Genomic DNA, 24,154 nt, shown 5'->3' with positions numbered 1-24,154 from the left:
CACCTTTTCTTTTTGAGTTCGCGGTAACTTCTCGGTGGGCACGCTTCGCTTTGCCCACCCTACGAGACCGCCCTACTGCTTCTCGATTCCCGCCTCGCGGATCAGCTTCTCCCACAACACCAGCTGTTCGTTCACGAACGTGCCGAGCTGTTCCGGCGTGCCTGAAAACGCGTCCATGCCGAGGGTGGCGAGCTGGGCCTTGATCTCCGGCTTCTCGACGATCTTCCGGATCTCGGCGTTGAGTCGCGTCACGATCTCCTTGGGCATGCCGGCGGGGCCGAAATAGCCCTGCCACGACGAGATGTCGAAGTCCGGCACGCCGGCCTCTTGCATCGAGGGCAGGTTCGGCACCAGCGACGAGCGGTCCTTTGTCGTGACGGCGAGCGCGCGTAGCGCGTTGCCCTGGACATGCGGCAGGCCGGTCAGGATGTCCACGAACATCATCGAGACGCGGCCGCCCATGACGTCGTTGAGCGCCGGCGGCGAGCTCTTGTAGGGCACGTGCAGGAGGTCGAGCCCGGCATTATGCGCAAAGGTCGCCCCCGACACGATCGCCGAGGACGAGCCCGAGGCGTAGCTCAGCTTGCCCGGATTGGCCTTGCCGTAGGCGATGAGCTCGCCGACCGTCTTGGCCGGCACCTCCGGGTGGATCACCAGCATGAAGGGCAGGTCGCCGGTGCGCGCGATCGGGGTGAAGTCCTTGACCGGATCGTAGGTCAGGCTCTTGAGCAGATAGGGATTGGCCGAATGCGTGGTGTTGGTGGTCACCAGCAGCGTGTAGCCGTCGGGCGCGGCGCGCGCGACATAGGTGGCGGCGATCATGCCGTTGGCGCCCGCCTTGTTCTCGATGACGATGCCGACGCCGAGGGCCTGCGACAAATGCTGCGAGATCAGCCGCGTCGTGGTGTCGGTGCCGCTGCCGGCCGCGAACGGCAGCACCAGCGTGATGTTGCGGCTCGGATAATTGTCGGCCTGCGCAGCGGATGCGCCAGCGAGACAAAGGGCGGCCGTGGCGATGGCACGCAGGTTTCGGATCAACGCTGAAAGCATGTCTGGTCGTTCCCTCTTTTTTCGTTGGCGGGGAACCTAGCGTCTCCTCGTCGAAATCGGAAGGCGCGAGTTTGTCGCCTCGTCTCGCGGTGCGGAATTACTTCACCGCAGACCCTTGGCGCGAGGCGATCACGACGCCGGCGAGCACCAGCAGGTAGCCGATCAGGTGGAACGGCTGGATCTTTTCGCCGAGCAGCAGGATCGCCATCGCCGAACCGAACACCGGCACCAGATGGAAGAACGGCGCGGCGCGGTTCGGGCCGATCAGCGCCACGCCCCGGTTGAAGAACAGATAGGCCAGCGTCGAGGGAAAAATCAGGATGTAGCCCAGCGTCGCCAGCGTCACCCCGTCGAGTTGCAGAACGCGGCCGCTCCAGGCTTCCCAGATCGCGGTCGGCAGCAGCATCGTCGCGCCGCAGCAGGTGGTGAAGGAGAGAAATGAGAGTTGGTGGATCTTCGGTCGCCGCGGGATGAAGGCAGAGTAGATCCCGAACGCCACCAGCGAGGAGGCGAACATGATGTCGCCCCTGTTGAAGCTGATACTCGCGAGCGCGGCGAGATCGCCGCGCAGGATGATGATCAGCACGCCGAGCAGCGAGATCCCGATGCCGGCGAGCTGCGCACCGGTCAGCCGCACGCCGAACAGCACCAGCGACCACAGCGCCACGAACAGTGGTCCGGCCGATTGGATCAGCAGCGCGTTCAGCGCCTCCGTGTACTGCATCGCCCAGTACGAGATCGCGTTGTTGAAGGCAAAGCCCACCAGCGACAGGAACAGCATCAGCGGCAGGCTCTTGCGCAAGTTCGGCCAGTCGCGCTTCAGATGCGGCCAGGCGAACGGCAGCAGGATCAGGAACACGCCGAACCAGCGGATCGTGGTCACCGTCAGCGGCGGCACATGCGCACCGACGTGGCGCGCGAGCACGATGTTGCCGGCCCAGAACAGCGAGCTCAGGCTGAGCAGCAGATAAGGCTGGTTGTTGAGCCAGCTGGCCGCATTGGAGGCGGGTGGCGCGGGCGAAGCGATCGTCATTGGCGTTCGACGCGAGCTTGCGCCGGATTTAAGTCGTGACACAAGTCACGCGGCCGCAATGCTACAATGCAGGCATGACCAGAGGAGGCGGCATTGGCGGTTAATATGTTGAACATCGACGGCCTGGATCGGCTCGATCGGCATGCACCGGTGGTGATGTTGAACCTGATGCGCTTCCACGCGCGCTCGGGCGACGGCGACGGTTCCGGCTGGGACGCCTATTTGCGCTACAGTGCGGTCACAGTGCCGATGATCAAGGCGCGCGGCGGCACGCTGCTCTGGACCGGCGACGCCAAGGCGGTCGCGCTCGGCCCGCAGCAGGGCAACGACTGGGATTTCGCGGCGCTGGTCTATTATCCCACGGTTGCGGCTTTCATCGACATGATGACGTCGGAGGCCTACGAGACCGAGGCCGATCCGCACCGCGTCAACGCCTGCGCCGAGCACGTCATCATTGCGACCAGCGAAGCGTACAGCAAGTTCAAGGTGAAGTAGCCTTGGCTGCCGCGCGGCACGGCGCTTTCCTTCTCCTACGACGGAGAAGGAGGACCTATGCCGCCTGCTTCCGTGACGCCACGAACACGCCGGCCAGCACCAGCGCGAAGCCGATGAAATGGAACGCCTGGGGGTGCTCGCCCAGAAACACCATTGCCATGATCGAGCCGAACACCGGCACGACATGGAAGAAGGGCGCGGCGCGGTTGGCGCCGATCAGCCGGACTCCGCGATTGAAGCAGAGATAGGCGAGCGTCGAGGGGAACACCGCGACATAGAACAGGGTCAGGAGGTTCGGCCCGTCGAGCTTCATCATGGGGCGCGCGGACAGCTCCCAGATCTCCAACGGAATGAGACAGGCAGCACCGCAGCCGAACGTGAAGGCGAGGAACGACAGGCCGTGCATCGGCGGCCGCTTCAAGGTCAGCACCGAATAGAGCGCGAAGATGATCAGCGCGACGACGAAGATGAGGTCGCCCTTGTTGAAATCGATATTCGACAGCGTGGTGAAATCGCCATGCAGCAGGATGATCAGCACGCCGCACATCGACAGCAGCACGCCGAAGGCCTGCGCCGCGGTAAGCCTGATACCGAGGATGGCGAGCGACCACAGCGCCACGACCAGCGGCGCGGCTGACTGAAGTAGCAGCGTGTTGAGCGCCTGCGTATGCTCCAGCGCCCAATATTGCAGCGTGTTGAAGGCGCCGATGCCGGTGATCGAGAGTGTGACCATCAGGCCGAGCTTGCCGCGGATCGCGGGCCAGTCCTGCGCAAGGTGTTTCCAGGCGAACGGCAGCACCAGCAGGAAGGCGAAGAACCAGCGCAGGAACGACAGCGTCACCGGCGGAATGTGACCGGCGGCGAGCCGTCCGACGATGGCATTGCCGGCCCAGCACAGCGCGGTGATGCTGAGCAGCAGGTAAGGCTGGTTGGCGATCCAGTTGTGGCCGGACGTGGCGGCGCCGGTGGTCTCGTCGGTGGCGGACATTGTGATCGTTGTGGCCCCGCGTCATGCGCCAAGCCTCCAGCCCGGCGGCACCCGGGCCGGTTCAGACCCGGCCCGTTCAAAGACACGGAAATCCGGCCGATATCAATGGCGCGAGGCGCATCGCGTCCATGCACGGCGGCGGCCGGAACCCGCTCAACCCTTCAGTCCGGCACGGATCGCAAACGGCTTCACCAGTTCGGCGCAGGCGAGATAGACGACAACCAGAACCGCGATGCCGGCCATCATGAGCGGTGGCGGCGCAACAAAGCCGAACCAGGCACCGAGCGGCGTGAAAGGCACCACCATCGCGACCAGCAAGGCGACCAGCGATGAGACGGACAGCACCGGATCGGGCCAGCTGCGCCACGGTCGGCCGTTGGTGCGAATGATGAAGATCACGAGGATCTGCGTCGCCATGGATTCGATGAACCAGGCGGTGCGGAATTCGTCCGGCGACGCTTGAAACAGCAGGATGAGGGCGCCGAAGGTCAGGAAGTCGAAGACCGAGGACAGCGGCCCCATGATCGCGGCGAAACGCACCAGCCGCGTCATGCTCCAGACCTGCGGCTGCGCGGTGGCCGCGCGCGAGACCTGGTCGAAGGGAATGCCGAGCTCGGAGAGATCGTAGAGCAGGTTGTTGAGCAGAATCTGCGTCGGCAGCATCGGCAGGAACGGCAGCGCCATCGAGGCGATCGCCATCGACAGCATGTTGCCGAAATTCGAGCTCGCGCCCATCCGGACATATTTCATGATGTTGGCGAAGGTGCGCCGGCCCTCTTCGACGCCGTCGGCAACGACTTCGAGATCCGAGGCGAGCAGGATGATGTCGGCGGCGGCCTGCGCCACGCCGGTCGCGCCTTCGACCGACAGGCCGATATCGGCGGCCTTCAGCGCCGGAGCGTCGTTGATGCCGTCGCCCAGGAAGCCGACCACCGCGCCGCCGGCCTGAAGGGCCTTCACGACGCGCGACTTCTGATCGGGCGCAAGCCGGCCGTAGGCGTCGGTCGATTGAACCTGGACCGCCAGTGCTTCGTCGCTGAGCTCGGCGATGTCGGCTCCCGATAGGACGCGGTCAGCGTTCAGCCCGACCAGGCCGGCGAGTCGCTTCACCACCACCGGATCGTCGCCCGACAGGATCTTCAGCGTGATGCCGGTTGCCGCGAGCCGTGCGATCGCGGCCGCGGCCGTCGGCTTCGGCGGGTCGGCGAAGGCGCAAAAACCTTCGAAGACGAGATCGGTCTCGTCGGCGGTCTCGACTTCGCGGGTTGCGCCGGTCCACGGGCGCGAGGCGATCGCAATGCTGCGTAGCCCTTCGCTCGCGAGCTCGTGCACGCGGGCGATCGCGCGGGTCCGGGCGCCGTCATCCATCACGCACAGCTCGAGCACCGCCTCAGGCGCGCCCTTGACGATGAGCAGCGCGCCTTCGGGACCGGTCGCGAGCACGGATCCCAGCCGCCGTGAAAAGTCGAACGCCTGCCTGCCGGCGAGGGTCCAGCCCTGTGCGGCATTCGACTGGCCGGCAACCAGCGCCGCGTCGAGCGAGCCGCGATCGCCGCCGAGTTTCGCGGCGATGGCGCCGAGCCGCGCGGCGCGGGCATCGTCCTTGCCGGCGGCATCGAGGCTCTTGGCCAGCGTGATCTCGGCCGAGGTCAGCGTGCCCGTCTTGTCCGTGCACAAGACGGTCATGGCGCCAAGATCGTGGATCGCGGCGAGGCGCTTGACGATCACCTTGCGGCCGGCCATGCGCAGCGCGCCGCGCGACAGCGTCACCGTGGTGATCATCGGCAGCAGTTCCGGCGTCAGCCCGACCGCGAGGGCGACGGCAAACAGCAGCGAGTCCATTACCGGGCGGCCGAACACCACGCGGACGCTGAGCACGACCAGCACCAACGCCAGTGTGGCGCGCGCGATCACGAGGCCGAATTCGCGCAAGTCGCGTTCGAACGGCGAAGGCGTCTGGGCCTCGGCAAGCGCGGAGGCCGCCGCTCCGAACACGGTGTCGCGTCCGGTCCTGACGACGAGCGCGATCGCCTCGCCGGTTTGCGCGACGGCGCCGCGAAACAGTGCATTCGACGTGTCGTCCGGGTCGGTGATGGCACCGGCGCGCTTCTGTACCGGATAGGGTTCGCCGGTGAGCGCCGCTTCGCCCGCGGTGAAGGCTGTGCTCTCCAGGATGAGCGCGTCCGCGGGAATGATGTCGCCTGAACGGACGCGCAGGATGTCGCCCGGCACCAGCCGATCGACGTCGATCTCGCGGAAGTCGTTGTCACGTCTGACTTCGGCCTTGAGCGCAACCGATCGGCGGAGCACTTCCGCGGCCTGCAACGCATGGCCTTCCTGAACAGTGTCGAGCCCGATCGAGAGCGCGAGTATCAGGACAATGATGAGCCCGCCGATATCGTCGCCGGTGAGCATCGAGACGATGCCGGCAACCAGCAGAATCAGAGACAGCGGCTCCAGCAGCCGGCGCATGATCGCGCGCGCCGCCCCCTCGACGCGTGGCCGCGCGTCGCTGTTCGGCCCAAAGCGATCGAGGCGCTCGGAGGCGTCCGCGGCGGTCAGGCCGGTGAGGCCGCAGCCCAGTCGCTTGCATAATTGATCGGGTGAAAGATGCCAGAAGCGGTCGTCGGCGTGCGCTGGACTGTCCGACAAGCAAGGCCCCCGATTCGAATTGTCTCGTCAGGCAAATGCCTCGAAATTCGGTGTAACCTGTTGACCTACCGCAATTTGGATGGCCGCGAGCGCCTGGCTTCGTTGGCATCTGCCGACTGAAACGACGTGCTGCAGGGCATTGACCTCGAGCTCGACCATTGCTGCGACCGCATCATCGAAGTGGTCGACGGCCGCATCCGGGCCTAACGTCGTAGAGCCCGTCCGACAAAGCGGATTTTTAGGGGATATCAAGGGCTTGGATAGCGCATTGGGCCCCGAAAAAGCCCCGTTCTTGCTTGCTTACAGAGGCTGCATCCTTTATCCGGTTGGCTGCCTCGCGTTCGAGCGGCCCCGGCCGTGATTGGGCTGGGCGCATCTAACAGATTGCATAGGGATTACCCGCGAATGGCCAATGTTGTCGTCGTCGGCGCCCAGTGGGGCGACGAAGGAAAGGGCAAGATCGTCGACTGGTTGTCGGAGCAGGCGGACATCGTCGTCCGTTTCCAGGGCGGCCATAACGCCGGCCACACGCTGGTGATCAACGGCAAGACCTACAAGCTGGCGCTGCTGCCCTCGGGCGTGCTGCGCGAGCAGAAGCTGTCGGTGATCGGCAACGGCGTCGTGTTCGATCCCGCCGCCTTCCTCGACGAGGTCACCAAGCTGCGGTCGCAGGGTGTCGCGGTCAGCCCGGACAATCTTCGGGTCGCCGAGAACGTCACCCTGATCCTGCCGCTCCATCGCGAACTCGACGCGCATCGCGAATCCGCCAATGCGGCGACCGCGATCGGCACCACCCGCCGCGGCATCGGCCCGGCCTACGAGGACAAGGTCGGCCGCCGTGCCATCCGCCTGATGGACCTCGCGGATCTCGACACGCTGCCGCACAAGATCGACCGGCTGCTGGCGCATCACAACGCATTGCGCCGCGGCCTCGGCCTGCCGGAGTTCGACGGCAAGGAGATCCTGAAGGAATTGACCGCGCTGGCACCTCAGCTGCTGCCTTATGCCGAGACCGTGTGGCGGTTGCTCGACATCGAACGGCGCGCCGGCAAGCGCATGCTGTTCGAGGGCGCGCAAGGCGCGCTGCTCGACGTCGATCACGGCACCTACCCTTACGTCACCTCGTCCAACACGGTGGCGGCGCAGGCCGCGACCGGCTCGGGGCTCGGCCCCGCCGCGGTCGGCTATGTGCTCGGCCTCTGCAAGGCCTATACGACCCGCGTCGGCCAGGGCCCGTTCCCGACCGAGCAGGACAACGAGACCGGCCGCAAAATCGGCGAGCGCGGCCGCGAGTTCGGCACCAATACCGGGCGCCCGCGCCGCTGCGGCTGGTTCGATGCGGTTCTGGTTCGCCAGGCGGTCCGGACCTGCGGCATCAACGGTCTGGCGCTGACCAAGCTCGACATTCTCGACGGCTTCGACACGATCGAGGTCTGCACCGGCTACAAGCTGGACGGCAAGGAGATCGATCATTTCCCGGCGGGCGAGGGGGCCCAGGCCCGGGTCGAGCCGATCTACGAGACCATCGAGGGCTGGAAGGAGCCGACCGCCAATGCGCGGTCCTGGGCCCAGCTGCCGGCCCAGGCGATCAAATATGTCCGCCGGATCGAGGAATTGGTGGGGTGCCCGGTCGCACTGCTTTCCACGAGCCCTGAACGCGAGGATACTATCCTGGTACAAAATCCGTTTGAGGCTTAACGATCTCTTACCGGGACGCGCGTATAATTGAGTAGAAATGGCTGATTACTATCCGCTGATCGCCCGCGCTATTGCCGCCCTGGACCCCAACGCTCCCGGCGAGAGCCGTCGCGCGCTCTACGAGCGGGCGCGCACGGCGCTGATCGCGCAGCTCCGCAGCGTGCAGCCGCCGCTCTCCGAATCCGAGATCACCCGCGAGCGGCTTTCGCTGGAAGAGGCCGTCCGCAAGGTCGAATCAGAGGCTGCCCAGCGTGCCCGCGAGGCCTCGCGCCCCGGTGGCAGCGCCCGCAGCAGCGGCAGCGGCGATGCCTTCCGCCGCGCCAGCACCCGCGCCACCGAGGGCAACTCGCCCGCGCCCCAAACTGCTGCCCCGCCGCGCACCCGTCCGGCTCCGCCGCCGCCGCGCGCCGACCGGCCCTCGTTCAACGTTGATGACCAGGGCGACGCCCCGCGCGCGCCGCGGGCTCCGCGTTTCGATGCGCCGCGGCAGCCGGGTCCGTCGGCACCGCCGTCGATGCCAGAGCCTCCGCCGGCCGGACGTGATCGCGCCGGTGGGCGCCGTCCGCCCGACATGGGACCTCCGCCGCCGCTGCCTCCGGCACCGGGCGTGCGCGGCTTCCGCGACATCACGGCCGACGCCAACGATCTCGGCGGCGCCGCCGCGCAGGCCAACCGCGCGGCGCGCCGGACCTACGCCAACGTGCCCTCGCCCTCGCCGGAATTCGATCGGCTCGAGCCGAGCCTGGAAAATCGCGCCGCCGGAGCGGACGCGCCGTATTCCTACGACGAATCGATCGAGGAAGCTGAGCGCTACGCGCCGCAGTCGCAGCCGCAGCGTCCGCACATCCCCGTTCTCGACCGCGAACCGAAGAAGAAGCGCGCCCGCGCCCGCACCGGCTCCGTGTTTCCGTTCAAGAGCGCGATCGCCGTCGGCATCGTGCTGATCCTGGTCGGTGCCGGCATCCTGTGGGGCAAGCAACTGGTCCAGACCGCGACCAACCTGTTGAAGTCTTCGCCGACGCAAGTGGTGGAGGCGCCCAAGGATTCGTCTCAGCCGCAGAGCAAGCCCAAGATCCCGGATCGCGTCGGCCAGCCCTCGGCCAGCGACCAGCCGGTCGCGCCGGTGGCGCAGAAGGTCGTGCTCTACGACGAGGATCCATCCGATCCGAAGGGCAAGCAATATGTCGGCTCGGTGGTGTGGCGGCTCGAGCCGATCAAGGCGTCGGGCAACCAAAAGGCCGACGTCGCCGTGCGCGCCGACATCGAGATCCCCGATCGCAAGTTCAAGATGACGATGTCGTTCCGCCGCAACACCGACTCCTCGCTGCCGGCGAGCCACACCGCGGAGCTGACCTTCGTCCTGCCGGCGGACTTTTCAGGCGGCGGCGTCGCCAACGTGCCGGGCATCCTGATGAAGTCGAACGAGCAGGCACGCGGCACGCCGCTCGCAGGCCTCGCGGTCAAGGTCACCGACGGCTTCTTCCTGGTCGGCCTCTCCAACGTCGACGCCGACCGCAGCCGCAACGTCCAGCTCCTGAAGGAGCGCTCCTGGTTCGACGTGCCCCTGGTCTACGCCAACCAGCGCCGCGCCATCATCGCCATCGAGAAGGGCGCTCCCGGCGAGCGCGCCTTCAACGACGCCTTCGCGCAGTGGGGCGACTAGATCTCTACTCCGTGAGACCTCTGCATGGTTCGAGACGCCCGCCTTGGCGAGCCCCTCACCATGAGGGTTTGATATCTCGCCGCGAAACGAGACCTCATCCTGAGGGCCCGCCCCTTGGGCGGGCGTCTCGAAGGATGGCCGCAGGTACGCTCTCTCTCTATTGCGCCGTGGCTTCCCGCTTGCGCGATGTCGCGGCGGCGTGCTCGCGGTCCATCACGGCGCGGCAGCCGGGGCTGACCTGCGACCTGTTCCGTACCATGCAGGCGGTGATCCTGGGGATGTCGGGGATCTCACTGGAGCACAGCCGCATGGCATCGCCCGAGCACATCTGCTGCGCTTCGGACGAGAACGCGAAGCCCGGCGAGGTCGGGATTGCGATGGTGGTGGCGAGGGCGAAGAGAGTTGCGATCGTCTGATTGCGTGTCATGCAGAATGCGTCCCCGAGTTCCGTGGGCTTGAGCCACTTGATTTTGGGGCGCCGCACGCGGCTTGACCTGCCGCATGTCTCAGCCATCACGCCGGGACCTCAATCCCGCATGTGGTTGCTCGATCTCTCGTGATGTTCGAATCGAAAAGTGCTGCGCCGCCCGAATCAAGTATGCGCCATTGTCGCGCGGCCGCAATGCCAAGCGAAAAGGAATTCGCAATTGTTGCGCGCACGTCACGCACAATGCGACTCGCATGCGATCAGATCAACCGATCGGAGGATGCGCTCGCTGGTTCCGCATCGCTTGCGCCAAGGGCTGCGTGCTCTTCGACCGCCGTAACGCCCTTTGCCGTGAGCTCGAACAGATCGCCGTCCTTCATCACGTAACCGTCGGCGATCAGCTCGCCTATCTTGCCGTGCCGGTCGTCGGCAAAGGCGATGGATTGGCTGATGTCCCTCAGGATCGAGAGCTGTTCGTCGCGCAACATGGCTTCACTCTCCGTTCGCCGGGGATGGTTCCGGTCCTCACATGCCGTGGCTCTGAAAGACCTTGCTGCAAGACCGCGACAGTTTGGCTCGGTTGGCTTGCAGGCAATTCTGCACCGCACCGTCATTGCCGAGGTCCTTGCGGCAGAAGCGCGAGGCGTCCCGCGAACAGGCTTGCTGCTCCTGCGGCGAACCCATATGGCCTTGTGCGAGAGCGGGCGCGTTCGACAGGCCGCTCACGGCCGTCAGCGCGATCGTCGCCAGGAAGAACAGTTTGCGGGACATCGGCGGCTCCAAATCTGACAGGTGAGTTTCAGGTCCTGTCTGAACTCGTCGCTATGCGGCTTGTTCCCAGGGCAGAGCCCGCGCCGCCGCTATTCAAGGTTCCTGCGGCGCTGCTATAACGGGGCGAAGGATGAGGGTGCCTGATGAAACGCTATCTCGTGTTTGCGCTGGTTGGCCCATTCGTGGGCGGGTTCCTGCTGCTGCTGACGACGACCTATCAGTCCGGCTATTGGACCCAGACCAGTCTCGCTGAGGTCGGCAAGCTGTTCGCGGTGTTCTTCAAATCCCTGCAATACAGCTATCTGTTCGGCTTCCTGCCCTCGCTGATGATCGGGGCGGTCGACGACATCCTGGTCCACATCCGGCGGATCGGCCCGGTGCTGCGGATGCTGCTGGTCGGCGTGTTCGCCTTCATCCTGGCCTCGCTGACCTATAGCTCGCGCGGGCCGGACTCGGGCGCGGTGCAGTTCATCCTGTACGGCCTCGTCGGGTTCGTGCCGGCGGTGATTTCATCCTGGCTCGTGCACAGATATGTCGCGGAGCCGCAGCCGGCGGCGGCACCGACTTGAGGGCGCGACCTTCGATCACGCCGCAGCAACCTCCGCCGTGCTGGTGCGTTCCCTACAGGCCATGACCATGTCCGATGACGATATTCTTGCCCCGCGTCGATCCCATTCGGGAAGCCGCCCGGGTGCGGCCTCTTCGGGCAGCGAGGGGCGTGGGCCGATCATCGATCAGGACGGTCGTGAGATCCGGCCCGAAACACTGGAGCAGGGCTTTCGCGAGTTTCGCTTCGAGTTCGGCAAGGACAGTCCCTTCGCCGGCAACCCGTTCGGCAATCTGACGCGCGAGCAGCGGATCGCGCGGATCGAGGCGATCGCAAAGCTGCTCGACGTGGCCTTCGTGCTGCCCGGAACCAATATCCGCTATGGCATCGACGGCTTGATCGGACTGATCCCCGTCGTCGGTGACATCATCACCACCGCGATCTCGCTCTGGCTGGTGCGAGAGGCGAGGGCGCTCGGGGCGCCCTGGTACATCACCGCGCGCATGCTCGGCAATGTCGCCCTCGACGGCGTCGTCGGCATCGTCCCGTTCGCGGGCGACGCCTTTGACGTCATGTTCCGGGCCAACATGCGCAACGTGCGCCTGCTGCGCCGCTGGCTCGACAAGCAGCCGCGCATCTGACACTCCCGAAAATGCAAAAAGCGCGGCGGCCTTTCGGCGACCGCGCTTTCAGCGCACATCGGAGGTGCTTTACGAAAATTTACGCCGCGTCGGCGGCGTCGGTGCTGGCTTCCACCGGCTTGCGGTGACGGGGCAGCGGGAAGGCTTCGCTCTCATAGAGCGAGCGGATGCCGTTCTGGTCGAAGCGCGCTTCCTCGACCTGAAGATAGGCGCCGTTCAGCGAGTCCGTCGGCAACTGCTCCATCGCGAACTGCACGGCTTCGGCCGCGGTGCCGAACCGGCGATAGGTGAAGCCTGCACGCTTCTTCTTGCGGATCGCAGCGGGGAAGAGTTCGGCGGAAGTGTTGAAGTTGAACGGACGCAATGGACGCATGGTCAAAGACCTCGTGATCTCTCTGGGGCTTTAAGCGCGTGGGGTTGGGACGGGCAGAGGCCACCATTGAGTGGGCGCCGCACATGTCATTTTCGTCCTCTAATATAGCCTGTTTTGACAAAATTGCGACCCCCGCGATGCGAGATGATGAATCGGCGCATGGCAGCTCCGCAACTCGGAAAATTGCAGTAATATCAGCGGCTTGGATGGTTTATAGCTTGCCAAGGAGCAGCAGCACGAGCAGTACCACCAGGACGAGGCCGCCGATCCCCATGCCGGAATGACCCATTCCGTAGCCGTAGCCACCGATGCGGCCCGACAAGCCGCCGACGAGATAAATGATCACCAGGATGATCAGGATGGTCCCAAGCGTCATGGCATCCTCCCTGGCGGCCGCCGCAACGCCATGGCCGGCCGCACCACCAGCGAAGAAAAGCACATCGCGCCGCCGGGTTCCATGGCGGAACCCGGCGGCGCGCAAGGTTTATTTGGGCTCGAGCTTCAGCGCTGCGGAATTGATGCAGTAACGCAAGCCGGTAGGCCCCGGGCCGTCGGGGAAGACATGGCCGAGATGGCCGCTGCACTTGGCGCACAGCACCTCGGTGCGGATCATGCCGTGGCTGACGTCCCGCTCCTCATCGATATGGCCCTCGGCGGCGGGCTGGGTGAAGCTCGGCCAGCCGCAGCCGGAATCGAACTTCGCGTCGGACTCGAACAGCACATTGCCGCAACCGGCGCAGGTATAGGTACCGGCGCGGTGGTCGTGCTCATATTCGCCGGAGAAGGGACGCTCGGTCGCCTTCTCGCGCAGCACCGCGTATTGCATCGGCGACAGCTCGTTGCGCCATTGCTGTTCGCTCTTGATGACCTTGTCGTCCGTGGTTTTCGTCTTGGTGTCGGGCATGGGTCTCCCGTTTTTTCGGTGAACTTGTTTTCCGTGATCTTGTTCAGTGATCTTGCGATCAGTTGGTGGCCTTGCTGGCGCTCACCAGCGTCGGCTTCTCGATATAGTTATCCGCGAACAGCTTTTTCAGGTTCTCGACCTTCGGGAGGTCGTTGTAGGCGATATAGGGCTGGTTCGGGTGCAGGGTCAGATAATCCTGGTGGTAGGCCTCCGCCGGATAGAACGCCTCCAGCGCGCCGACCTTGGTCGCGATCGGCTTATTGAAGACCTTGGCGCCGTTGAGCTGGGCGATATAGGCCTCGGCCACCTTCTTCTGCTCGTCGGAGGTGGTGAAGATCGCCGAGCGATATTGCGTGCCGCTGTCGGGGCCCTGCCGGTTGAGCTGGGTCGGGTCGTGCGCCACCGAGAAGTAAATCTGCAGGATCTTGCCGTAGGAGATCTTCTTCGGGTCGTATTTGATCTCGACGGATTCCGCGTGGCCGGTCCGGCCACTCGAGACGGTCTGGTAGTCGGCTGTCGCCTTGGTGCCGCCGGCGTAGCCGGAGACCGCGTTGACGACGCCCGCGGTGTGCTGGAACACGCCCTGCACGCCCCAGAAGCAGCCGCCGGCGATCACGGCGGTCTGGATCCCGCTTGCGGGCGCCGCATCAACGGCAGGAGCGGGGATCACGACCGCATCCTCTGCGGCCCGGGTCGGCGTGGCAAAGGCCAGCGTCAGGGCGGTGGTTGCGGCGAGCAGGGACAGGAGGGCAGGTCGGCGCATGGCGATCCTCTTTCCGAAGGTCTGGCAGTCTAGGGCGGTTGGGGCCGGGCGAACAGCCTGGCCGGCATTTTCGGACATTCGAGATACGGGCGGTCCGGGCGATTGTTACGGCCGGACGGACACGAGTCTGTGAAACGCGCCGCCTGGAGCAGCCCGGCTTGGCGAGGACCGGAACTCCGCGCTAGATGAACCGGCGCGATCGGTGATCGACCTAAAGAATGATGGCTGGAGCTGACCTAACAACATGCTGCGCGTCGCATCCCTGACCCTCATCGTCGTTCTCGCCATCCTGCCCGGCTGGAACTCGATCGCGGCGGCCGCACCGCAACCCGGCGACGACCTCGCCCTTTGCCGCGACCGCCAGGCGGATGCGCAGGCGAGGGCGCAGGCCTGCGACAATTTGCTCAACGCCGACCGTGTCACCGGCAAGGACAAGGGCATCGCGCTCTCCGTGCGCGGCAATACGCTGATCAACAAGCGCGACTACGGCCACGCGATCGAGACCTTGTCCATGGCCGTCGATCTCGATCCTGACAACGTCGTCACGCTCAATTTGCGCGGCCTCGCCTATGAGCGGACGGGCCAGGACGACCATGCGATGGCGGACTACAACCTCGCGCTCCAGAAGCGCCCGACCTACGGTGTCCCCTACAACAACCGCGGCATCATCCAATTGCGCCGGGGTGCGCTGCAAAGCGCGCTCGACGATTTCAACCTCTCGATCAAATACGCGCCCAAGTTCCTGCTCGGCTACACCAACCGCGCCCGCGTGCGCACGCTGATGCAGGATTTTGACGGCGCAATTGCTGATTTCGCGGAGGCCGAGAAGATCGAACCGGCCGCGCAGCAGATCACCGGCAATCGCTGCATCACCTACGGCATGATGGGCAAGTTCGACCAGGCCTTCGCCGACTGCAACGGCCTGATCGAGAAGCAGCCGAAGAACACGTACGCGATCAACAATCGCGCCGACGTCAACATGCTGAAAGGCGATCTCGACGCCGCGCTGAAGGACTACAACATTGCGATCCAGATCAACCCGAACAATGTGCGCGCACATTCGGGTCGCGGCCAGATCTACGAGCGCAAGAAGGATCTCGCCCAGGCCCGTGCCGACTATCGTGCGGCGGCCTATTCGCTGACGAAGTTCGACGAGCTCGACGTCGCGCGCGCCCGCGCCATCGCGCAGGAGCGATTGGCTGCGCTGACACCGCAGCCGTCAGCCGGATCCGCAGGGCGCCGTGTGGCACTTGTGATCGGCAACGGCGCCTACAAGAACGTCCACGCCTTGCCCAATCCGCCACGCGACTCGAAAATGATCGCGGCCGCGCTGCGCGACGTTGGCTTCCAGACCGTGATATCCGTCAGCGACCTCACCCGCGACAAGTTCTTCGAAGCGTTGCAGACGTTTGCGGCCGAAGCGGAGAAGGCGGATTGGGCGGTGGTCTATTACGCCGGCCACGGTTTCGAGATCGGCGGCGTTAACTATCTCGTTCCCGTCGATGCCAAGCTTGCCGCCGACAGGGACGCCGAGACCCAGGCGGTTGCGCTGGAGCAGGTGATCGCGGCGGTGGGCGCTGCGCGAAAAGTGCGTCTGGTCATGCTGGATGCCTGCCGCGACAATCCGTTCGCGCCGACCATGCAGCGCACGCTGTCGCTCAAGCTGGTGGACAAGGGCTTTTCCAACATCGAGCCCGGCGCCGGCTTCATGGTGGTCTACGCCGCCAAGCACGGCGAGACCGCGATGGACGGCGACGGCGGCGCCGACAGCCCGTTCGCCACCGCGCTCGCCCGCGAAATCAGGGTGCCGCGCGTCGAGATCCGAAAACTGTTCGACATCGTCCGCGACGACGTCTGGCTTGTGACCAAGCACGAGCAGCAGCCGTTTTCCTACGGCTCGCCGCCGGGGCGCGAGGATTTTTATTTCGTCGCGGGTAAGTGAGGTTTCGTAGGGTGGGTTAGCCCTGCAGATGCGCAAAGCGCATCTGCTCGGCGTAACCCACCACTGTTGCGATCCGAGGAGACAGAAGAGGTGGGTTACGCCTTCGGCTAACCCACCCTACGGCAGCGTCAAACCACAATGCTCAGCCGCTTCGCCGCCCGCGTGATCCCCGTGTACAGCCACCTCGCCCGGCTCTCCTGAAACGCAAAACTCTCGTCGAACAGCACGACGTCGTCCCATTGCGACCCCTGCGACTTGTGTACGGTCAGCACGTAGCCATAGTCGAACTCGTCATAGGGCTTGCGCTGCTCCCAGGCGATGGCCTCGACACCGCCCTCGAAGCAATCGGCGCGCACCGAGACCTTGGTCACCTTGTGGCCGAGATCCTCGTCCGGCGACAGCCGCATGCTGAGAATGCGGGATTTCGAGCGCGAGGTGTTGCGCGACTTCACGCGCCACAGGCCGCCGTTGAACAGGCCCTTCTTGCGGTTGTTGCGCAGGCAGACCAGCTTGTCGCCGGCGACGGGGAAAACGTCTTCGATGTTCTGGCGCTGGCGCACCCGCATATTGTACGCGCGCCGCGTGTTGTTGCGGCCGACCAGGACCTGGTCGGCGGCCATGACGCGATCGGGGTCGAGCTCCTTGCGCGACACCACCTCGCTCTCGCCGTAGCGGCCGATGTCGAGCTCGCGGCCCTCGCGGACGTCCATCGACATCCGCACGATCGGGTCGTCCTGGGCCTGGCGGTGCACCTCGGTCAGCATCGCGTCGGGCTCGGTGTTGGTGAAGAAGCCGCCGCCCTGGATCGGCGGCAACTGGGCGGGATCGCCCAGCACCAGCAGCGGGCAGTCGAACGACATCAGGTCGCGGCCCAGTTCGGCATCGACCATCGAGCATTCGTCGATCACGATCAGCTTGGCCTTGGAGGCCGGGGCGTCGTCCCACAGCTCGAAGCTCGGCTGCTCCTCGCCGGATTCGCGGGTGCGATAGATCAGCGAATGGATCGTGGAGGCTTCGTCGCACCCCTTGTTGCGCATGACCAGCGCCGCTTTGCCGGTGAAGGCGGCGAACTTCACCTCGCCGTCGACGCCGTCGGCGATGTGCCGCGCCAGCGTGGTCTTGCCGGTGCCGGCATAGCCGAACAGGCGGAACACCGGCGGCGTGCCGTTGCGGCCGGGTTTGGCCTTGAGCCAGTCGCCAACGGCCTTGAGCGCGGCATCCTGATGCGGGGTGAATGTGGCCATGTCTGCTTTGAGGAGGGGGCGAAACGGAGCGATTCGCCGCCCCTCAAACTAACCATTCGCCCCGCCGGTTCAAGCGGGCCGCACCCCTATTGCCAGCCGGGAACGCCGCGCATGTCGGGCAGATGGTGAGCGATGCCCTTGTGGCAGTCGATGCAGGTCTTTTCCTTGGTGAACAGGAAGCGCTGATGGGCGACCGAGGCCCGCGGCGACTGCTTGGTGATGTCCATGGAATCGGCGCTGTGGCAGTTGCGGCATTCCAGCGAATCGTTGGACTTGAAGCGCGCCCATTCATGCGCCGCCAGCTCGAGCCGGTGATCCTGGAATTTCTCGCGGGTATCGATCGTGCCGAAGATCTTGCCCCAGACCTCCTTGGAGGCCTGCATCTTGCGGGCGATCTTGTCGGTCCAGTTGTGCGGCACGTGGCAATCCGGACAGGTCGCCCGCACGCCGGAGCGGTTGGCGAAGTGGATGGTCGACTTCAGCTCGGCATAGACGTTGTCCTTCATCTCGTGGCAGCCGGTGCAGAATTTTTCGGTGTTGGTCAATTCCAGTGCGGTGTTGAAGCCGCCCCAGAAGATCACGCCGGCCATGAAGCCCGCCAGCACCAGCACACCAAGCCCGAACACCGAGCTCGGACGGATCAGCACCTGCCAGAGCTCGCGCGCAAAGTCCAAGCTTCGCGCGACGAAGCCGCCCTTGGCCTTCATTCCCTCGCCGGGTTCATCAGCGGTCGTCGTCATCGGCGGCCACCGGGGCTTGCGCGCGACAGCAGCGTGTCGATGTCGGTGAAGTCGTTGCTGACGGGCGGCGTCGCCGTGTTCTGCGGCACGTGGCATTCCGTGCAGAAGAAGCGGCGCGGCGAGATCGAAGCCAGGAACTGGCCGTCGCGATCCATGAAGTGGGTGATCGAGACCATCGGCGCCTGCGATTCCGCGATGCGCGCCCGCGCGTGGCAGGACAGGCACTTGTTGCCGTTGAGATCGACTTGATAGCCGTCGATCGCATGCGGGATCACCGGCGGCTGCTCCGGATAGTTGCGCACTTCCCTTTCGGAGGTGTTGCGGTTCGGCAGCATCGGCGGCGCCGGCCCTTCGTCGTTGAGCGGGGTCGGGCCGCGCAAGCCTGACGTCACCGTCTGCGCGGTCAGCGAACTCGCGCCAGCCGCGATCGCGACTGCGAGCAGCGCTACTCCAAATCGTTTCATCATGACACGTTCACCCGCTCGATGCGCACGGCGCACTTCTTGTAATCGGTTTGCAGCGAGATCGGATCGGTCGCGTCCAGCGTCACCTTGTTGATCAGCTTGGATTCGTCGAACCACGGCACGAAGACGAGGCCACGCGGCGGCCGGTCGCGGCCGCGCGTCTCGACGCGGACGCGGATGAAGCCGCGGCGGGAGACCACCTTCACCTCGTCGCCGCGGCGGATCTTCGCCTCCTGCGCATCATCAGGATGCATGAAGCACACGGCCTCGGGGAAGGCCTTGTAGAGCTCGGGCACCCGGCGCGTCATGGTGCCGGAATGCCAATGCTCGAGCACGCGACCGGTCGACAGCCAGAACGGATATTCGTTGTCGGGGGATTCGGCCGCCGGCTCGTAAGGAAGTGCGAAGATGCGCGCCTTGCCGTCCGGATAGCCGTAGAACTGCACGTCCGTGCCCTGCTTGACGTAGGGATCGCTGCCTTCGCGGAAACGCCATTTGGTTTCCTGGCCGTTGACGACGGGCCAGCGCAGGCCGCGCTCGCGGTGATAGGCGTCGAACGGCGCGAGGTCATGGCCGTGGCCGCGGCCGAACGCGGCATATTCCTCGAATAGGCCCTTCTGCACGTAGAAGCCGAACGCCTTGGACTCCTCGTTGGCGTAGCCGTCCTCGATCTCCGATGTCGGGAATTTGTCGACCTGGCCGTTCTTGTAGAGCACGTCGAACAGCGTCTTGCCGCGAACGTCCGGCTTCTTGGCGATCAGCTCCTCGGGCCAGACCTCCTCGATCTTGAAGCGTTTTGAGAACTCCATGAGCTGCCATAGATCGGACTTGGACTCGCCGGGCGCGGGGACGAGCTGGTGCCAGAATTGCGTGCGCCGCTCGGCGTTGCCGTAAGCGCCTTCCTTCTCCACCCACATCGCGGTCGGCAGGATCAAATCGGCGGCGAGCGCTGTCACCGACGGATAGGCGTCCGAGACCACGATGAAATTGTCGGGGTTGCGGAAGCCCGGATAGGTCTCCTCGTTGGCGTTGGGACCAGCCTGGAGATTATTGTTGACCTGCACCCAATAGGCGTTGATCAGGCCGTCCTTCAGCATCCGGCTCTGCAGCACCGCGTGCGCGCCGGGCTTGTCGGGAATGGTGCCCTCGGGCAGCAGCCAGATGTGCTCGGCCTTGGTGCGGTGCTCCTTGTTGGTGACGACCATGTCGGCCGGCAGGCGGTGCGAGAAGGTGCCGACTTCGCGCGCGGTGCCGCAGGCCGAGGGCTGGCCGGTCAGCGAGAACGGGCTGTTGCCGGGCGAGGAGATCTTCCCGGTCAGAAGGTGGATGTTATAGACGAGGTTGTTGCACCAGACGCCGCGGGTGTGCTGGTTGAAGCCCATGGTCCAGAACGAGACCACCTTGGTCTTGGGATCTGCATAGAGCTCGGCCAGCGCCTCCAGCCGGTTGAGCGGCACGCCCGACATCTCCGCCGCCTTCTCCAGCGTGTACTCGGAGACGAACTTGATGTACTCGTCGTAGCTCATCTCGGTGGAATCGTTGGCCTTCGCCGCGCCCGTCGCCTTCTTCTGCAGCGGATGCTCCGGCCTCAAACCATAACCAATGTCGGTCTGGCCGCGCCTGAAGATGGTATGCGCGGCGACGAAGTCCTTGTTGACCCGACCGCTCCTGATGATGTGGTTGGCAATGGCGTTCAGCAGATAGAGATCGGTCTGCGGCTTGAACACCATGCCGATGTCGGCGAGGTCGAACGAGCGATGCTCGAAGGTCGAGAGCACGGCGACGCGGACATGCGGCGCGGAGAGCCGGCGGTCGGCGAGGCGCGTCCACAGGATCGGATGCATCTCCGCCATGTTCGAGCCCCACAGCACGAAGGCATCGGTGGCCTCGATGTCGTCATAGCACCCGGCCGGCTCGTCGATGCCGAAGGTGCGCATCATGCCGGCCACGGCGGAGGCCATGCAGTGGCGCGCATTGGGATCGATGTTGTTGGTGCGGAAGCCGGCCTTGAACAGCTTCACGGCCGCATAGCCTTCCCAGACCGTCCACTGGCCGGAGCCGAACATGGCGACGCCGTTCGGCCCGCGCTTCTTGATCGCCTCCTTCCACTTCACCTCCATGATGTCGAAGGCTTCGGTCCAGGACACAGGCGTGAATTCGCCGTTCTTGTCGTATTTGCCTGCCGTCTTGCGCAGCATCGGCTGCGTCAGGCGATCGTGGCCGTACATGATCTTGGAGAGGAAGTAGCCCTTGACGCAGTTGAGGCCGCGATTGACCTCGGCCTTGATGTCGCCGTGGGTGGCGACCACGCGATTGTTCTTGGTCGCGACCATCACCGAGCAGCCGGTGCCGCAGAAGCGGCAGGCGGCCTTGTCCCATTTCAGTTCGGCGACGTCGCGCTCGGCGACGAGGTTTGCGGCGAGCGCCGGTGCCGGCATGCCCGCAGCGGCTGCCGCGATGGCGGCGGCCTCGAGCTTCAGCATCTGGCGGCGGTCGAGCTTTGGCGATGTCATGACGACTCTCCCGGCCTTAAGCCGTTTCGATGGCGTGAAACACCAGCGCCGCCGAATAGACGTCGGGCAGCGACTGGATCGTGTTGAGCAGGGTGCCGAGGCTGCCGGCATCAGGCGCTTCGGTCACGACGATGAGCTTGCCGCGCAGGTCGCGGCCGTGGATCTCGCAGCCGGGAAGGGCGGTGATCGCGGCTTCCAGCTGGTCCAGACGCTCGGGGCGGGCCTGCACGATGATGCTGGCGATTTCGCAACCGGGCGGCGCGACGATGCGGTCGGCGCTGAGCACCCGGCCGGTAATCAATGCGCGGCGGTTGAGTTTGGATTCGGCCATGATGCCTGTCTTTCGCTTCGAGGAGATCAATGCGGGGAGGGCGGCGGGCCGGGAGGGCCGGCAAACATCTGGTAGATCCAGACGCCGAGCCCGTAGGAGCCCACCGTTCCGACCGCGAGGACGGGCATCACGATTGCGGTCAGGAACAGGAATGCGAAAATCTCCATGCGCTTACGGCGCACGCGCGAAGTCGCGTCGTCTGGGGCCGACATATTCGGTCTCGTTTGGAATGTGGGGATTGGGACGGCATCCGGGCCGTTGCCTTGCCGCGCATTAGAAGCAGCAGGGCCACTGACGCCTTGATCTGGATCAATCCGTCGAGTTGCGATGATGGCTGCCGCCAGACCACAAGCGCAAGTTTGGGTTGTACCCGTGCGAAGGCGATGCGACAGTTTGGCATCGAACGGGGATACGAGTGGTGACCGCGGCAGGGCTGACGGCGATCGATCTCGGACTTCGCGGCGCGGCGAGCGGCGTGTTCCTGTTGATCGTTCTCGTGGCGTTGCTGCGTCGTGCGACCGGCCAACAGGCTTTGCTGGGCATCGCGATGTGCGCAGGCGGCATATTCTATGCGATCGCGACGGCGCCCAGCCTGCCCAAAACGGCTTGGTGGTGGACGTTGCCGATCCTGTCCGCGCAGCCTGCGGTCTTCTGGCTGTGGGCGCGCGCGGCGTTCGACGACGATTTCGTGCTGAGGCGTTGGCACGGCGCTCTGTGGCTGAGCATCGTGGCTTTCGGATTTGCGATCACGCTGGGCTGGGCGAACTGGCCCGCTTTGGCCGGCGCAGGCGGGCGAGTCCTGGCTCTGGCCACCCTGGTGCTGGCCCTCGCTGCCGCGGTTCAGACGGTCAAGACCTGGCGCGCCGATCTGGTCGCGCGGCGACGCCGACTGCGGCTGGCGATGCTTGCGATCAATGTCGTGCTCATCGCGACCGTCGCGGTCGCCGGCTTCGCCGCAATTCCCGTCGCGGTTCCCGGTGCGCCCGGCAGTCTCCCGACCGCGTTCGGGCTGTTCGTAGTGGCCATGCTTGCCGCCATCGGCCTGTTCAGCGCGCCGGCGATGGCCGTCGATGACGCCACGGCCGCGATCGCATCCGGCGAGGCGGGGAGGCAAGCCCGGGTCGCCGATCGCGCCGCGGGGCGGGTCGTCGTCGACCCGATCCTGCTCCGGCGCCTTGATCATCTGATGACCGTGGAGCGAACCTACCGGCAGGAAGGCCTTGCGATCGGAGCGCTCGCGGCGCGGCTCGACGTTCCCGAGCATCGATTGCGCCAGGCGATCAATGAAGGGCTGGGCTATCGCAACTTCAATGCGTTTCTCAATCGCTACCGTACCGAGGATGCCAGGCTGGCGCTGTCCGACGCCACGCAACGGGAGGTCCCGGTGCTGACCATCGCCATGGATGCCGGCTTCCAGTCGATCGGACCTTTCAACCGGGCCTTCAAGGCCGAAACCGGCATGACCCCGACGGAATTCCGGCGTGAGGCGCTGAGCCGGCCCGACAGCGCTGAACTCAGCCAACCGCGCCGCGAAATCGGCTAGCCGATTTTTGGATCAGGCGAGAAGGCCCTGTGCCGATGGATTAGACCGTCCAGCATACACTCCCATCCAGCCGGAACGAGCCTATCCATGTCCCACTCGACCGCCGCCGCCCCTGCATCGGAGAGGCTCCATGCTCTCGACGCGGTCAGGGGTGGCGCCCTGCTGCTCGGCATCGTCCTGCACGCGACATTGTCGTTTGTGCCGGCCTCGTCCCGGTTCTGGATCATCCAGGACATCCATACCAGCCCCACTCTGGGCCTACTGTCCTTTACGATCCACGTCTTCCGGATGACGACCTTCTTCCTGATGGCCGGCTTCTTTGCCCGCATGAGCTTTCACCGCCGGGGGAGCTGGGGCTTCGTCAGGGACAGGCTGCAGCGGATCGGCCTGCCGTTCGTGATCGGTTGGCCGCTCGTGTTCATGCCGATAGCTCTGATCGTGAGCTGGGCATCTCACTTTCCAAATGGTGGTCTGATCCACCCCACCTCCGGCTGGCTGCCGGCATTGCCCAAGTTCCCCCTGACCCATCTCTGGTGTCTGTATGTGCTGCTGGAGCTCTATGTCGCGACGCTGCTGCTGCGCGGTGCAATTGTCTGGCTTGATGTATCAGGTACGCTACGCACAGTGTTTGACCGTATCTTCGCCCGGACCATGCGAAATCCGCTGGCTCCCCTGGTTCTGGCAATCCCGATCGGCACCGCCTTCTGCCTCGACCCACGATGGATCAATGTGATGGGCGTGAGGACGCCGGATCAATCGCTCGTCACCAACGCGCAGGCCTGGATCGGTTTCGGCACCGCATTCGGCGTCGGCTGGCTCCTGCATCGGCAGGTCGATCTGCTGCGGCTCATCGAGCGACGCTGGCTGGCGCATGTCCTGCTCGCGCTCTTCCTGGTTCTGGTCAGTTTCGCGTTGTCAGGCGTGATGCTGTCGTTGCCTGTCGCGCCGAAACTGCCGGTCAGCTTCGCCACGCTGAGGCTGATCTCCGCCATCCTCTACGCACCGGCGATTTGGGTTTCCACATTCGCGGTCCTCGGCCTCGCCCTCCGCTTCATGTCCGGCTTCAGTCGGGCGTGGCGCTACCTCGCCGATGCATCCTACTGGCTCTATCTGATCCACCTGCCGATCGTGATGGCACTGCAGGTCGCGCTGTCGCAGCTCGACTGGCCCGGGCTGATCAAGTTCGCGATCATTCTCGTCGTCGCGCTTCCTCCGATGCTGGCGAGCTATCATCTGCTGGTGCGCTTCACCTTCATCGGTGTGGTCCTGAATGGCCGCCGCGCCGAAAAGCCCCTTCTCCCGCAAGGCGGAATTGCGACTGCGTAGACAGCGTCGCCCCACCCATTAAGATGCCCGCAACAGAAATATAAGC

25 protein-coding genes are annotated in these 24,154 nt (G+C 65.1%); 8 read left to right on the top strand and 17 right to left on the bottom strand.

Annotated elements, in window-relative coordinates:
* Positions 1–72: 72 nt before the first annotated feature.
* Complete coding sequence (locus FXB41_RS10140; RefSeq protein WP_219681667.1) at positions 73–1,050, bottom strand: Bug family tripartite tricarboxylate transporter substrate binding protein; 978 nt, start codon at positions 1,048–1,050, stop codon at positions 73–75.
* Between the two features lie 97 nt (positions 1,051–1,147).
* Positions 1,148–2,083, bottom strand: coding sequence for a DMT family transporter (locus tag FXB41_RS10135; protein ID WP_007596204.1), 936 nt, complete (start codon positions 2,081–2,083; stop codon positions 1,148–1,150).
* 105 nt (positions 2,084–2,188) lie between these two features.
* On the opposite strand from FXB41_RS10135, the gene FXB41_RS10130 reads away from it, so the two are divergent.
* Complete coding sequence (locus tag FXB41_RS10130) at positions 2,189–2,578, top strand: DUF1330 domain-containing protein (protein ID WP_007596202.1); 390 nt, start codon at positions 2,189–2,191, stop codon at positions 2,576–2,578.
* Positions 2,579–2,633: 55 nt separating this feature from the next.
* On the opposite strand, the gene FXB41_RS10125 is transcribed toward FXB41_RS10130, so the two are convergent.
* Both FXB41_RS10125 and mgtA read right to left on the bottom strand, forming a co-directional pair.
* Positions 2,634–3,566, bottom strand: a complete 933-nt coding sequence (locus tag FXB41_RS10125; protein WP_007596200.1) for a DMT family transporter — start codon at positions 3,564–3,566, stop codon at positions 2,634–2,636.
* Between the two features lie 153 nt (positions 3,567–3,719).
* Entirely contained in the window at positions 3,720–6,218 is a 2,499-nt protein-coding gene (gene mgtA, locus FXB41_RS10120) for a magnesium-translocating P-type ATPase (protein WP_219681666.1), read from the bottom strand.
* 405 nt (positions 6,219–6,623) lie between these two features.
* On the opposite strand from mgtA, the gene FXB41_RS10115 reads away from it, so the two are divergent.
* A complete protein-coding gene (locus FXB41_RS10115; RefSeq protein ID WP_007596197.1) occupies positions 6,624–7,916 on the top strand; it encodes an adenylosuccinate synthase in 1,293 nt (430 codons plus the stop codon).
* A 37-nt stretch (positions 7,917–7,953) separates the two neighbouring features.
* Complete coding sequence (locus FXB41_RS10110) at positions 7,954–9,579, top strand: hypothetical protein (protein WP_219681665.1); 1,626 nt, start codon at positions 7,954–7,956, stop codon at positions 9,577–9,579.
* 157 nt (positions 9,580–9,736) lie between these two features.
* Here FXB41_RS10110 and FXB41_RS10105 read toward each other — a convergent pair whose 3' ends face one another.
* From FXB41_RS10105 to FXB41_RS10095, 3 genes are all read right to left on the bottom strand, one after another.
* Complete coding sequence (locus FXB41_RS10105; protein ID WP_246648728.1) at positions 9,737–10,006, bottom strand: hypothetical protein; 270 nt, start codon at positions 10,004–10,006, stop codon at positions 9,737–9,739.
* Positions 10,007–10,266: 260 nt separating this feature from the next.
* A complete protein-coding gene (locus FXB41_RS10100; RefSeq protein WP_007596192.1) occupies positions 10,267–10,494 on the bottom strand; it encodes a hypothetical protein in 228 nt (75 codons plus the stop codon).
* A 37-nt stretch (positions 10,495–10,531) separates the two neighbouring features.
* Complete coding sequence (locus FXB41_RS10095; protein WP_007596191.1) at positions 10,532–10,777, bottom strand: cysteine rich repeat-containing protein; 246 nt, start codon at positions 10,775–10,777, stop codon at positions 10,532–10,534.
* A 143-nt stretch (positions 10,778–10,920) separates the two neighbouring features.
* Here FXB41_RS10095 and FXB41_RS10090 point away from each other — a divergent pair, with 143 nt between their 5' ends.
* Together FXB41_RS10090 and FXB41_RS10085 are read left to right on the top strand one after the other, a co-directional pair.
* A complete protein-coding gene (locus tag FXB41_RS10090) occupies positions 10,921–11,346 on the top strand; it encodes a DUF5413 family protein (RefSeq protein ID WP_007596190.1) in 426 nt (141 codons plus the stop codon).
* Between the two features lie 61 nt (positions 11,347–11,407).
* Complete coding sequence (locus tag FXB41_RS10085) at positions 11,408–11,965, top strand: DUF4112 domain-containing protein (protein WP_088941332.1); 558 nt, start codon at positions 11,408–11,410, stop codon at positions 11,963–11,965.
* Positions 11,966–12,044: 79 nt separating this feature from the next.
* Here the strand turns inward: FXB41_RS10085 and FXB41_RS10080 are convergent, their stop codons facing one another.
* From FXB41_RS10080 to msrA, 4 genes are all read right to left on the bottom strand, one after another.
* Positions 12,045–12,338 carry a hypothetical protein gene (locus FXB41_RS10080; protein ID WP_007596188.1) on the bottom strand — a complete coding sequence of 98 codons (294 nt, stop codon included), beginning with the start codon at positions 12,336–12,338 and terminating at the stop codon, positions 12,045–12,047.
* Positions 12,339–12,549: 211 nt separating this feature from the next.
* Positions 12,550–12,714: a DUF3309 family protein gene (locus FXB41_RS10075; RefSeq protein ID WP_007596187.1), complete on the bottom strand. Its 165-nt coding sequence runs from the start codon at positions 12,712–12,714 to the stop codon at positions 12,550–12,552.
* A 108-nt stretch (positions 12,715–12,822) separates the two neighbouring features.
* Positions 12,823–13,242, bottom strand: a complete 420-nt coding sequence (gene msrB, locus FXB41_RS10070) for a peptide-methionine (R)-S-oxide reductase MsrB (RefSeq protein ID WP_007596186.1) — start codon at positions 13,240–13,242, stop codon at positions 12,823–12,825.
* A gap of 58 nt (positions 13,243–13,300) precedes the next feature.
* A complete protein-coding gene (gene msrA / locus FXB41_RS10065) occupies positions 13,301–14,005 on the bottom strand; it encodes a peptide-methionine (S)-S-oxide reductase MsrA (protein ID WP_219681663.1) in 705 nt (234 codons plus the stop codon).
* A gap of 244 nt (positions 14,006–14,249) precedes the next feature.
* Here msrA and FXB41_RS10060 point away from each other — a divergent pair, with 244 nt between their 5' ends.
* Complete coding sequence (locus FXB41_RS10060; protein ID WP_219681662.1) at positions 14,250–15,947, top strand: caspase family protein; 1,698 nt, start codon at positions 14,250–14,252, stop codon at positions 15,945–15,947.
* A gap of 128 nt (positions 15,948–16,075) precedes the next feature.
* On the opposite strand, the gene FXB41_RS10055 is transcribed toward FXB41_RS10060, so the two are convergent.
* From FXB41_RS10055 to napE, 6 genes are all read right to left on the bottom strand, one after another.
* Entirely contained in the window at positions 16,076–17,191 is a 1,116-nt protein-coding gene (locus tag FXB41_RS10055; protein ID WP_007596183.1) for an ATP-dependent DNA helicase, read from the bottom strand.
* Positions 17,192–17,277: 86 nt separating this feature from the next.
* Complete coding sequence (locus FXB41_RS10050) at positions 17,278–17,931, bottom strand: NapC/NirT family cytochrome c (RefSeq protein WP_007596182.1); 654 nt, start codon at positions 17,929–17,931, stop codon at positions 17,278–17,280.
* The gene (locus tag FXB41_RS10045; protein WP_007596181.1) at positions 17,928–18,398 is read right to left on the bottom strand and encodes a nitrate reductase cytochrome c-type subunit; all 471 of its coding nucleotides are present in this window, start codon (positions 18,396–18,398) and stop codon (positions 17,928–17,930) included. The genes FXB41_RS10050 and FXB41_RS10045 overlap by 4 nt, the downstream gene beginning before the upstream one ends.
* Positions 18,395–20,908: a nitrate reductase catalytic subunit NapA gene (napA, locus tag FXB41_RS10040; RefSeq protein ID WP_219681661.1), complete on the bottom strand. Its 2,514-nt coding sequence runs from the start codon at positions 20,906–20,908 to the stop codon at positions 18,395–18,397. The genes FXB41_RS10045 and napA overlap by 4 nt, the downstream gene beginning before the upstream one ends.
* Positions 20,909–20,924: 16 nt before the next feature.
* A complete protein-coding gene (locus tag FXB41_RS10035) occupies positions 20,925–21,239 on the bottom strand; it encodes a chaperone NapD (protein ID WP_007596179.1) in 315 nt (104 codons plus the stop codon).
* A 26-nt stretch (positions 21,240–21,265) separates the two neighbouring features.
* The gene (gene napE, locus FXB41_RS10030) at positions 21,266–21,451 is read right to left on the bottom strand and encodes a periplasmic nitrate reductase, NapE protein (protein ID WP_007596178.1); all 186 of its coding nucleotides are present in this window, start codon (positions 21,449–21,451) and stop codon (positions 21,266–21,268) included.
* A gap of 206 nt (positions 21,452–21,657) precedes the next feature.
* On the opposite strand from napE, the gene FXB41_RS10025 reads away from it, so the two are divergent.
* Entirely contained in the window at positions 21,658–22,782 is a 1,125-nt protein-coding gene (locus FXB41_RS10025) for an AraC family transcriptional regulator (protein ID WP_219681660.1), read from the top strand.
* A gap of 87 nt (positions 22,783–22,869) precedes the next feature.
* Positions 22,870–24,108 (top strand): acyltransferase family protein, encoded by a 1,239-nt coding sequence (locus FXB41_RS10020; protein WP_219681659.1) that lies wholly within the window; start codon positions 22,870–22,872, stop codon positions 24,106–24,108.
* Positions 24,109–24,154 lie beyond the last annotated feature (46 nt).

This window comes from Bradyrhizobium canariense (genome assembly GCF_019402665.1).
GTDB classification, from domain to species: Bacteria; Pseudomonadota; Alphaproteobacteria; order Rhizobiales; family Xanthobacteraceae; genus Bradyrhizobium; species Bradyrhizobium canariense.
This window is presented reverse-complemented; position numbering and strand designations above follow the sequence as displayed.

What these genes read in the sequence shown, in the direction of transcription:
- napE (WP_007596178.1), bottom strand. Translation starts at nt 21,451, where the DNA reads ATGTCGGCCCCAGACGACGCGACTTCGCGCGTGCGCCGTAAGCGCATG.
- FXB41_RS10105 (WP_246648728.1), bottom strand. Translation starts at nt 10,006, where the DNA reads ATGACACGCAATCAGACGATCGCAACTCTCTTCGCCCTCGCCACCACC.
- FXB41_RS10055 (WP_007596183.1), bottom strand. Translation starts at nt 17,191, where the DNA reads ATGGCCACATTCACCCCGCATCAGGATGCCGCGCTCAAGGCCGTTGGC.
- FXB41_RS10090 (WP_007596190.1), top strand. Translation starts at nt 10,921, where the DNA reads ATGAAACGCTATCTCGTGTTTGCGCTGGTTGGCCCATTCGTGGGCGGG.
- FXB41_RS10020 (WP_219681659.1), top strand. Translation starts at nt 22,870, where the DNA reads ATGTCCCACTCGACCGCCGCCGCCCCTGCATCGGAGAGGCTCCATGCT.
- FXB41_RS10130 (WP_007596202.1), top strand. Translation starts at nt 2,189, where the DNA reads ATGTTGAACATCGACGGCCTGGATCGGCTCGATCGGCATGCACCGGTG.
- FXB41_RS10060 (WP_219681662.1), top strand. Translation starts at nt 14,250, where the DNA reads ATGCTGCGCGTCGCATCCCTGACCCTCATCGTCGTTCTCGCCATCCTG.
- FXB41_RS10045 (WP_007596181.1), bottom strand. Translation starts at nt 18,398, where the DNA reads ATGATGAAACGATTTGGAGTAGCGCTGCTCGCAGTCGCGATCGCGGCT.
- msrA (WP_219681663.1), bottom strand. Translation starts at nt 14,005, where the DNA reads ATGCGCCGACCTGCCCTCCTGTCCCTGCTCGCCGCAACCACCGCCCTG.
- napA (WP_219681661.1), bottom strand. Translation starts at nt 20,908, where the DNA reads ATGACATCGCCAAAGCTCGACCGCCGCCAGATGCTGAAGCTCGAGGCC.
- FXB41_RS10115 (WP_007596197.1), top strand. Translation starts at nt 6,624, where the DNA reads ATGGCCAATGTTGTCGTCGTCGGCGCCCAGTGGGGCGACGAAGGAAAG.
- FXB41_RS10085 (WP_088941332.1), top strand. Translation starts at nt 11,408, where the DNA reads ATGACCATGTCCGATGACGATATTCTTGCCCCGCGTCGATCCCATTCG.
- FXB41_RS10095 (WP_007596191.1), bottom strand. Translation starts at nt 10,777, where the DNA reads ATGTCCCGCAAACTGTTCTTCCTGGCGACGATCGCGCTGACGGCCGTG.
- FXB41_RS10100 (WP_007596192.1), bottom strand. Translation starts at nt 10,494, where the DNA reads ATGTTGCGCGACGAACAGCTCTCGATCCTGAGGGACATCAGCCAATCC.
- msrB (WP_007596186.1), bottom strand. Translation starts at nt 13,242, where the DNA reads ATGCCCGACACCAAGACGAAAACCACGGACGACAAGGTCATCAAGAGC.
- FXB41_RS10075 (WP_007596187.1), bottom strand. Translation starts at nt 12,714, where the DNA reads ATGACGCTTGGGACCATCCTGATCATCCTGGTGATCATTTATCTCGTC.
- FXB41_RS10110 (WP_219681665.1), top strand. Translation starts at nt 7,954, where the DNA reads ATGGCTGATTACTATCCGCTGATCGCCCGCGCTATTGCCGCCCTGGAC.
- FXB41_RS10125 (WP_007596200.1), bottom strand. Translation starts at nt 3,566, where the DNA reads ATGTCCGCCACCGACGAGACCACCGGCGCCGCCACGTCCGGCCACAAC.
- FXB41_RS10140 (WP_219681667.1), bottom strand. Translation starts at nt 1,050, where the DNA reads ATGCTTTCAGCGTTGATCCGAAACCTGCGTGCCATCGCCACGGCCGCC.
- FXB41_RS10050 (WP_007596182.1), bottom strand. Translation starts at nt 17,931, where the DNA reads ATGACGACGACCGCTGATGAACCCGGCGAGGGAATGAAGGCCAAGGGC.
- FXB41_RS10035 (WP_007596179.1), bottom strand. Translation starts at nt 21,239, where the DNA reads ATGGCCGAATCCAAACTCAACCGCCGCGCATTGATTACCGGCCGGGTG.
- FXB41_RS10135 (WP_007596204.1), bottom strand. Translation starts at nt 2,083, where the DNA reads ATGACGATCGCTTCGCCCGCGCCACCCGCCTCCAATGCGGCCAGCTGG.
- FXB41_RS10080 (WP_007596188.1), bottom strand. Translation starts at nt 12,338, where the DNA reads ATGCGTCCATTGCGTCCGTTCAACTTCAACACTTCCGCCGAACTCTTC.